We start from the raw sequence: 9,866 nt of genomic DNA, 5'->3' as shown, positions 1-9,866 counted from the left end.
AATCTCAAATATATGTCGCCTTAATAAGTTACTTGTTATTAGAACTCATAAACAGAACTATAGCCAAGAAAGTAAAAACCTTTTCTAATTTTGTAGAAAAAATAAGAGTATGTTTAGCTTTTTATCTAAGCATAGAATATGTTTGCAATCAAGTTAATGAAGGTGCAAAAAAAGTAATAAAACAAAACAAAATGCTGTTTAAACCTGACTTATTTTCTCAATAAAGAACAACAATTATAACAAATACAATACTTAACAAAGGGTTTTTAAGTTTTATTCAAAACTTTCGGATAGCAGTGTTTTTAAGTCTTTTAATCAGGAATTCTTTTACTGTTGGTCCGTAGTTTTTTAATTGTAATTTTATCCAATTATTTAAAAACAGCCTTATGCAAGAAATATTAAGAAGACAAATTGAAAAAATTGTACCATTAACGGATTATGAATTTCAACTCGTGCTTTCTTATTTTTCAATTGGTAAATATAAAAAACACCAATACATTGTCCAGCAGGAGACTCCAGTTCCTTATGTTCATTTTGTGGTAAAAGGATTGTTGCGTTCGTTTTATTTAGATCAATCAGGCAAGAGTCATATTTTGCAATTTGCCATGGAAGATTGGTGGATTACAGACAATCAAGGATTTTATAAGGGAGAAAACGCCACACTCAATATCGATTGCTTGGAAGACGCGCAAACCTATTATATTACGCTGGAAAATAGAGATCAACTCTGCGTAGCATTACCCAAAATGGAATTCTTCTTTCTGCAAAAAATGACGGCAGGCAATATTGCGCTTCAAAACCGAATTCTATCATTAATGAGTAAGAATTCTGAGGAAAGATACCTGCAATTTATTCAGTTGTATCCCGACTTGATTCAGCGCCTTCCCAAAACTTTAGTTGCTTCTTATCTTGGAATTTCAAGAGAAACTTTAAGTCGGTTGTCCCACTGACGTGATTTAGGTCACACTTTATCTGTGCGCTATGTCCTGTATAGTCTTTGTCGCATTCCCGAAATTTGTATTTTATAATTTTAAAATACAAACATGGAAAATAGAGCACTCGTAGTAGGAGTAACCGGAATTACTGGTAGTACCCTCGCAGATCAGCTTATCGCCAAAGGTTGGACCACTTTTGGACTGGCCAGAAACCCACCAAAAAACAGCAAAAACTTGCATCCTGTAGCAGCTGATCTTTTGGATTTAGAGAATTTAAAAATAGCTTTAAAAGAGGTTTTACCTACGCATGTGTACATTACCACGTGGATGCGTCAGGATTCTGAAGCCGAAAATATACGTGTAAATAGCTTGATGATTCGAAACCTGCTCTCGGCGTTAGCACCGCATCAATCCGTGCAACATGTGGCGCTTGTCACCGGACTGAAACATTATCTAGGACCGTTTGAGGCTTACGCCAAAGAAGGGTTCTTGCCCGAAACACCACTTAGAGAATCACAACCGCGTCTTGATTTAGAAAATTTTTATTACGCCCAAGAAGATGAAGTTTATGCTGCTGCCGCGCGAGATGGTTTTACATGGAGCATCCACAGGCCGCACACCATCATAGGGAAAGCGGTAGGGAATTTAATGAATTTGGGGACTACGCTGGCTGTATTCGCTAGTATTTGTAAAGCAACGGGCAAGCCATTTCAGTGGCCGGGTTCAGCAGCACAATGGAACGGACTTTCAGATGTTACCGATGTCAGAGTTTTAGCAGCGCACTTGATATGGGCTTCCACTACAGAGGCTGCCCAAAACGAAGCGTTCAACGTGGTCAATGGAGATTTCTTTCGTTGGAAATGGTTGTGGAATAAATTAGCGGAATCGTTCGGAATTGAGGCAATTGGTTTTGATGGTACGATTCATCCTCTTGAGGAACAAATGAATGAAGATGCTGCAATTTGGAAAAAAATAGCCTCCGAAAATGGATTGCAAGAATCCGATGTAAACCAGTTAGCCTCGCCATGGCATACGGATCTTGATTTGGGCCGACCAATAGAAGTGATGACGGACATGTCCAAAAGCAGGAAATTAGGTTTTACTGTTTATCAAAGTACCGAGGATTCGTTTTATGATTTGTTTGAAAAGCTTCGCGTGGATCGATTGATTCCGTAATTATTTTAAGTTAGTCTACAATAAATGCAAAAAGAGGATTCAAAACGTTTTGAATCCTCTTTTTCTATTTATTGTAACGGTGAATGTGCAAAGCTGGTTTTATGACTTCCTAATAATAATTATATTTTCACTCTCGCTTTAAAACAAAAAAGAACTTTCATCACTGTAAAGTCTTTTCAAAAAGCTCCGGCTATCGGGATCTAACTAAGGACGGAACTAGTAATATCAAGCTTTTAGGTTATTTTCTTTTTTGACGTTGCTGAATTGTATGCTTGATTTAAAATATGAATTTACCAATTTTAGATAACTTACTAGTTCAAAAATTAGATTCTGTAGTCGGAACTATTTCTGCTACTTACAGATAGTATTGGTTAATAGCTTTGATTGAATACGTTGAAGAGGGTACAGTAGATATACCTAGGAATAAGTTTTTTTGATGAATGATTAGCAATTATTGGTACACGATTAATTATTTTTATATATCATTTGGAAAATAAGACAACCTACAAATTACTGTCGAAACTCTTTTAAAGAGGAAGGCTGGAAGCTGTAATAATGTTCTATTCGTTTCCAATAACTATAATATTTCTCGTGCTTTTTCGTTGCTTTGACTTTATAAAATGGAAACGACGATTAAAATTTGCGAGACATTTCAAATAAAATTAAAGGAAAAAACTTATATTTAAGATTTATAAATAATTACCAATTGAAAAAATGTACTATATTATTTTTACTATCAGTTCAAATGCTTTTTTCACAGGAAATAGTAGTAAAAGGACAAGCATTTAATTCAGGAGAATTTAATGATCACATAGTTTATATTATCAAAAATGACACTATAAATAAATTGCGAAAACATAGTAAATCTTTATATACGTATTGGAAAGAGAATTCGAAATTTAAAAATAGAAATGACAATTCCTATCTAGAGTTTATTAAATACTCAGAAATTCTTGTAAAGTTATTAAATGACAGAAATTATAGAGCAAAAACAGATAGTTTGGGTAATTTTGAAATAAATGCTAGACTATCTGACTCCCTATTTTTTGAATCTACTTATCACACCACTGAAAAATTCTTGGTTGCTGATTTAGTTAAGAAGAAAAAAAATACTGTTAAATTAAAACTTGAACCATGTGAAGTTTGGCCTCAACATACTGAAAAGCCAACAAAACTATATGTGTTTATAGGTAAGAAAATTAAATCTTGGATTTCTCCTTCTAGTTATTGCAATGGCGTTTCTTTGGATTCAAGATCGGTATCAAAATATTCAGTGGTTAAAAATATCTATGGCGATTTTAAAAAAGATACTATTCAATTTACATCATACGTTCATGAAAAGCCACTAGAACAAAATTATATTCCATTTAAGTCTAGTTTTGTTGAATATGATTATTGTTTATTCTATGTGTTAGAATACGAAGGAGAATTAATTCAAATAAAATATTTATTTGATGATGTTTACAAGACTAAAGAAGGAAGGTGGGCATCACCATTAAAACCTAAAGGACTTTTTAACACGATCTCGCCTGATTCTTATACACCACAGAAAATAAGTTTCACAGATCCAATTGAGTTTGAGTATGAAGATAAATATTATAATGAAATCCATCAAAATTTCCCAGCTGCTTACCACACTGTAATAGATGGAAAAATTACAGTTAACTATGGCTATTATGTCGAAGATTTGTTTGAAATTAGAAAGGCAGGAAGATTAAAAAAGTATACCTATTTAATCAAATAATCATACTACTTATCTTGATTACCTCCCAACAACTCCATAAACTCTAGCGCTGTTCTCGTATTTTTCACATTATCAAAAGTCAATAAAAGTCGCAATCCAGCAGGCGTTTGTTTTTCTTTCATTTTACAAATAGCACTATTTTTTTGTACAAATTGCAGCACTTGATTGAAGCGTTTGGATTGATAATAATCTGATTGTTGATCCGAAATGAAATATCCAATCATCTTGCCTTTTTTCATCACTAATTTTTCGATTCCAATGCGGGTTGCAATCCATTTGATTCGGATACTATTCATTAATGCTTTGGCACGAGGCGGCATTGGACCAAAACGGTCGATCAATTTGTTCTGGAATACGATTAATTCTTCTTCGTTTTTTACAGCACCTAACTCATTATACAAACTCAATCGCTCCGAAACATTATTGATGTATTCATCCGAAAACAACAACTCAAAATCAGTATCGATTTGCAAGTCTTTCACGTATTCTTTGGTTTCCAAATTGTTTTCCTCCGGATACAAATCTTTGAATTCGTTTTCTTTCAATTCATCAATGGCTTCATTCATGATCTTTTGATACGTATCAAAACCAATTTCGTTGATGAAACCACTTTGTTCGCCACCCAATAAATCTCCGGCACCACGAATTTCTAAATCTTTCATCGCAATATTGAATCCGCTTCCCAATTCGCTGAATTGTTCCAAAGCTTGAATTCGTTTTCTGGCATCATCAGTCATGGCAGAATACGGCGGACAGATAAAATAGCAGAACGCTTTCTTGTTGCTACGCCCAACTCGGCCTCGCATTTGATGCAAATCAGACAAGCCGAAATTATTCGCATTATTGATAAAAATCGTATTCGCATTGGGAACGTCTAATCCGCTTTCGATAATGGTGGTTGCCACCAAAACATCGAATTCTCCGTTCATGAAAGCCAACATCAATTCCTCGAGTTTTTTTCCGTCCATTTGGCCGTGACCAATTCCAACTCTGGCATTTGGCACCAAACGCTGAATCATTCCGGCCACTTCCTTGATGTTTTCGATGCGGTTATTGATGAAAAATACTTGTCCGTTTCGCTGAATTTCATACGAAATCGCATCCCGAATCATCTCTTCACTAAAACCAACTACATTCGTTTCAATAGGATAACGATTGGGCGGTGGCGTTGTAATCACGGACAAATCTCTAGCTGCCATTAATGAAAACTGCAAGGTTCTTGGGATTGGCGTTGCTGTTAGTGTCAATGTATCCACGTTAGCAGCAATCGTCTTGAGTTTGTCTTTTACGTTGACACCAAATTTTTGTTCCTCATCTACAATCAACAATCCAAGATCTTTGAAAACTACATTTTTATTTACCAATTGATGCGTTCCAATGACAATATCCAGTTTTCCTTCGGCCAATTGTTTTAGCGTTTCGGCTTTTTGTTTGGCCGTTCTAAAACGGTTTAAATATCCCACAGAAACCGGCATATCTTTCAATCGCTCTGTAAAAGTTCGGTAATGTTGGTATGCCAAAATAGTGGTAGGAACTAATATTGCAACTTGTTTGCTGTTGTCAACCGCTTTGAAAGCCGCACGAATAGCGACTTCGGTTTTACCAAAACCTACGTCACCACAAACCAAACGATCCATTGGACGATCGCTTTCCATATCGGCTTTTACTTCTGCCGTTGATTTGGTTTGGTCCGGTGTATCTTCGTAGATAAACGAGCTTTCTAGTTCATTTTGCAGGTAACTGTCGGGCGCAAACTGAAATCCTTTTTCAAGTCTTCTTTTAGCATACAATTGAATCAAATTGAACGCAATATGTTTGACGCGCGCCTTGGTTTTTTGTTTTAAAATCTTCCAAGCATTCGACCCCAATTTGTAAATTTTGGGTGGCGTTCCGTCTTTTCCGTTGTATTTTGAAATTTTGTGCAGCGAGTGAATACTCACATACACAATATCATTATCGGCATAAACGAGCTTGATGGCTTCTTGTGTTTTGCCTTCGACTTGTATTTTTTGCAATCCTCCAAAACGCCCAATTCCGTGATCGATATGGGTCACATAATCGCCAACGGATAAAGTCGTGAGTTCTTTTAAAGTAATATTTTGTTTTTTCGAATAGCCATTTTTGATGTTGAATTTATGATAGCGTTCAAAAATTTGATGATCGGTGTAACACGTTATTTGATTTTCTTCATCAATAAACCCTTGGTACAAAGGCAAAACAACAGTGTGGTATTGCTTACGAATATTCTCAGAATTCGCTTCATCCAAGGTTTCGAAAATGTCATGAAAACGTTTGGCTTGCGCATCATTCGAACAAAACAAATAATTTTTGTATCCGTTAAAATGATTTTCATTAAGATTATTCAACAACAAATCAAATTGTTTGTTGAACGACGGTTGTGGCTGAATGTAGTATTCGAATTTTTTAGTAGTTCTAAAAATTGCTTTCGAACTCAACTCGACGATCGAAAAATCCAAGGCTCTTTTTATAAATTCCGCTTGGTTTAAAAACAATTGTTCAGGCGTTGAACGTTTAATTTCTTGAGATAATTTTGCGAAAGCTTCTTCGGCTTTGCCAAATTGTTTGTCCAATTGCAATAAAAAATCTTCAGTATTCTGAATAAAAATTACCGTTTTCTCCGAAATATAATCTAAGAAACTCTCCCGGTTTTCCTGAAAAACTTTGTTTTCAACATTTGGGATAATCGTAATTTTTTTTTGTGTTTCAATGGACAATTGCGTGGCAACATCAAACGTACGGATGCTCTCGACTTCATCTCCAAAAAACTCGATTCGGTACGGATTATCATTTGAAAATGAAAACACGTCGACAATTCCTCCACGAACCGAAAATTCTCCCGGTTCTGTAATAAAATCAACTCTTTTGAATTCGTATTCGAACAGCACTTCGTTGATAAAATCGATAGAGATCTTATCACCAACGGCAACTTTCAACGTGTTTTTATCTAATTCTTTTCGGGTTACTACTTTCTCGAATAAGGCTTCGGGATAGGTGACAATAACGGCCGGTTTCTTGCGGGAATTGATGCGGTTTAATACTTCGGCACGCAATAAAACATTAGCATTATCCGTATCTTCAATTTCATAGGGACGGCGAAAAGAGCCCGGATAAAAGAGCACATCTTGCTCGCCAATCATTTGTTCTAAATCATTCAAATAGTAGGCAGCTTCTTCTTTATTGTTTAAAACTAGTAAAAAAGGAAGCTCGGATTTCTTGAAAATCGACCGAATCACAAATGAAAATGCAGAACCTAAAAGTCCCGATAGATGCATTTTTACTTGGTTATTTTCCAATAGACGAGCAACAATTTGCTGGGTTTTTGGCGAATTATCGTAGGTAGTATATAAGGCTGTTTTACTCAACGCGTGGTATATTTGGGTCGATTATAGGTGTATTAGGAATAGCTCTTGTGGTATCCATCATTTTTAGTAGATCAGATTCTCCCTCTTCGATTGGAATTTTACTTTTCTCGACAATTTTATCCATTTGTCTTTGAAGAGAAACCAATTCTAAGTTGATTTCTGAAACCAATAACGTTACTTTTTTATCTGGAATGTTGTCCAAATGAATGAATAAATCCAACAATCGAACTTTAGTAATCAGAGTCGAAATTCTACTTTTTATTGGAGGTTTGTTGTATTCATACGGAATATTGTCATCTAAAGCCATCACTTTTTTAGAAAGCGCTTTTGATTTTTGCTGAAAAGCTCTAATCGTTTTTTTTGGTTTTACGGCTAATTCTGCTAAAAAAATTCGCCATTCGTTCCAAGATGCGATACTTTTTTCACCCGCTTCGGTTACTGGCTCATCATATAAAACCCAACCTTTTTCTATGTTTTTGAAAACGACTGCTCTTTTTTGCATCTCTTTTTTATTCTCGGCTATGCGTTTTTGATTGTCATCTTTACAAGACAACAAAAGGAAAATCAGCGAAAAGAACACGGCTAAATTGTATTTCATTTTTAATTTCATTAAAGCACAAAGTTACAAAGTAAATTTACAATAATGAATTCCAGTATTCGAATAACAATCTAATATTGCTTCACTAATTTTTATACTTAAAAACATAATAAATTAAGAAATTTAACGTGTTTTTAAAACGTATTTTAAGATTTTTATAATCATTTTCATCAAAATTATGTTATTAGCGAAAACGTTATCTTTGTTTTTCAAAACAGACAAAAATGAGTACAAAAATATTAATTATTGGCGCTTGTGGCCAAATAGGAACAGAGCTTACCCAAAAATTGCGACAACTATACGGAACCGAAAATGTAATTGCTTCCGATATCCGAAAGTTAAATATTGATGTGGTGAATTCCGGTCCTTTTGAAGTAGTGAATGCGTTGGACTTCAATCAAATTGAACATTTAGTAGAATTGCATCAAATCACCGATGTGTATTTGATGGCTGCTTTATTATCAGCGACAGCCGAGAAAAACCCTGCTTTTGCTTGGGATTTAAATATGAATTCGTTGTTTCACGTTTTGAATTTGGCGAAAGCCGGAAAAATAAAAAAGATATTCTGGCCTTCGAGTATTGCCGTTTTTGGACCCACAACTCCTAAAGAAAACACGCCACAATACACGATCATGGAGCCATCAACGGTGTACGGAATCAGTAAACAAGCAGGCGAAAGATGGTGTGAATATTACCATAATATTTTTGGTGTAGATGTAAGAAGCATCCGTTATCCGGGTTTAATCAGTTGGTCATCGCCTCCTGGTGGTGGAACTACAGATTATGCGGTGGATATTTTTCACAAAGCACTTGCTGACAAAACATACGAATGTTTTTTATCCTCTGAAACTAAAATGCCGATGATGTACATGGATGATGCGATTGCTGCGACCATCCAAATCATGCAAGCGCCGGTTGAAGAAATCAAAATTCGATCTTCGTACAATCTTGCTGCGATGAGTTTTACACCAACGGAAATTACTGCCGAAATCAAGAAACATATTCCAGAATTTACCATTACTTATAATCCTGACTTCCGTCAAAAAATAGCTGATAGCTGGCCTGCCAGTATTGATGATGCTGAAGCTAGAAAGGACTGGAATTGGAAACATGAGTATGATTTGGAAAGCATGACCGTGGATATGCTGGAGCATTTGAAATAGTTTTCTTCATTGAAAGCAATTTTACCACCTTGATTTACGAAGACATGATTCAGGAGACATTTGTGGTATCTGTGCTATAAAGGATCATTTCGGAGAGCAGAGCTTACAATAGAGTCTTTATATAACCACTATTTTTATTCTTCAGATAAATAGTATGTTTTCCATTTTAAATAAGTGCCGTCTTTTAATTTATGAATTATATAAACACTACTAGTACATTGATAATTATTACTTTGAAATTCTTTTAGTGTTATATAGTTTATTCCTTCTAAAGTTTTTAATTTCTTAGGTTTTTCTGGTTTAGGAGAAAAAATAGTAGAACTATAGAGAGTGAAAATAAATGTAGGAATACCTAGACTAGTCGCAAGACCATTTTTAGATTTTCTAACTCCCTCCTCTCTCGCATGCTTAGTTTCATATCCCTTAAGGTAAAAACTAAATTCAGCTTTTGTCATTGATTTATTAATACAGTAATGTGCTAAAGAAATATCGTTAATATCAATCAAAACTGTTGTATATTCTTGCTTCTTCATTTCTCCTGAAAACAAGAAATAAAAACACCCCAAACTGGACTGCACCCAAAAGTTTAGACAAATTTATAATTAATTTTGATAATAATGAGCTCGATATTGTATCGGGCTCATTTTGTTTAAATTTGATTTAATTCTGTCGTTATTGTAATATACTATATACTCTTGAATCTCTTTTTTTAATTGATTTATTGAGTTGTACTTTTTAAGATAGAACAACTCCGATTTGAGTATTCCAAAGAAGTTTTCAATGATAGCATTATCTAAGCAATTGCCTTTTCTTGACATACTTTGTTTAATTCCTTTTTCCTTTAAGAGCTGTTGATATTGTCGCATT

The 9,866-nt window shown here is 34.8% G+C and carries 8 protein-coding genes and 1 pseudogene; 5 read left to right on the top strand and 4 right to left on the bottom strand.

Annotated elements, in window-relative coordinates:
- From E0F91_RS17880 to E0F91_RS17215, 4 genes and pseudogenes are all read left to right on the top strand, one after another.
- Positions 1–224, top strand: a pseudogene (locus E0F91_RS17880) (IS4 family transposase); the annotation flags it as partial.
- A gap of 162 nt (positions 225–386) precedes the next feature.
- A complete protein-coding gene (locus tag E0F91_RS17225) occupies positions 387–950 on the top strand; it encodes a Crp/Fnr family transcriptional regulator (protein ID WP_132067599.1) in 564 nt (187 codons plus the stop codon).
- A gap of 93 nt (positions 951–1,043) precedes the next feature.
- Complete coding sequence (locus E0F91_RS17220) at positions 1,044–2,111, top strand: SDR family oxidoreductase (RefSeq protein WP_132067598.1); 1,068 nt, start codon at positions 1,044–1,046, stop codon at positions 2,109–2,111.
- 640 nt (positions 2,112–2,751) lie between these two features.
- Positions 2,752–3,855, top strand: a complete 1,104-nt coding sequence (locus E0F91_RS17215) for a hypothetical protein (RefSeq protein WP_132067597.1) — start codon at positions 2,752–2,754, stop codon at positions 3,853–3,855.
- Positions 3,856–3,860: 5 nt separating this feature from the next.
- Here the strand turns inward: E0F91_RS17215 and mfd are convergent, their stop codons facing one another.
- Positions 3,861–7,238, bottom strand: a complete 3,378-nt coding sequence (gene mfd / locus E0F91_RS17210) for a transcription-repair coupling factor (RefSeq protein ID WP_132067596.1) — start codon at positions 7,236–7,238, stop codon at positions 3,861–3,863.
- Positions 7,231–7,836 carry a hypothetical protein gene (locus E0F91_RS17205; RefSeq protein ID WP_132067595.1) on the bottom strand — a complete coding sequence of 202 codons (606 nt, stop codon included), beginning with the start codon at positions 7,834–7,836 and terminating at the stop codon, positions 7,231–7,233. The genes mfd and E0F91_RS17205 overlap by 8 nt, the downstream gene beginning before the upstream one ends.
- 224 nt (positions 7,837–8,060) lie before the next feature.
- On the opposite strand from E0F91_RS17205, the gene E0F91_RS17200 reads away from it, so the two are divergent.
- Positions 8,061–8,999 (top strand): L-threonine 3-dehydrogenase, encoded by a 939-nt coding sequence (locus E0F91_RS17200; protein ID WP_132067594.1) that lies wholly within the window; start codon positions 8,061–8,063, stop codon positions 8,997–8,999.
- Between the two features lie 134 nt (positions 9,000–9,133).
- On the opposite strand, the gene E0F91_RS17195 is transcribed toward E0F91_RS17200, so the two are convergent.
- The gene (locus E0F91_RS17195) at positions 9,134–9,532 is read right to left on the bottom strand and encodes a hypothetical protein (protein ID WP_132067593.1); all 399 of its coding nucleotides are present in this window, start codon (positions 9,530–9,532) and stop codon (positions 9,134–9,136) included.
- A 69-nt stretch (positions 9,533–9,601) separates the two neighbouring features.
- Positions 9,602–9,866: IS3 family transposase (locus tag E0F91_RS17190; protein WP_132066767.1), on the bottom strand; the 265-nt coding region annotated here is incomplete at its 5' end.

This window comes from Flavobacterium sandaracinum, assembly GCF_004349135.1.
GTDB lineage: Bacteria > Bacteroidota > Bacteroidia > Flavobacteriales > Flavobacteriaceae > Flavobacterium > Flavobacterium sandaracinum.
Note: the sequence above shows the minus strand (reverse complement) of the source record. Positions and strands in the feature narration are given on the sequence as shown.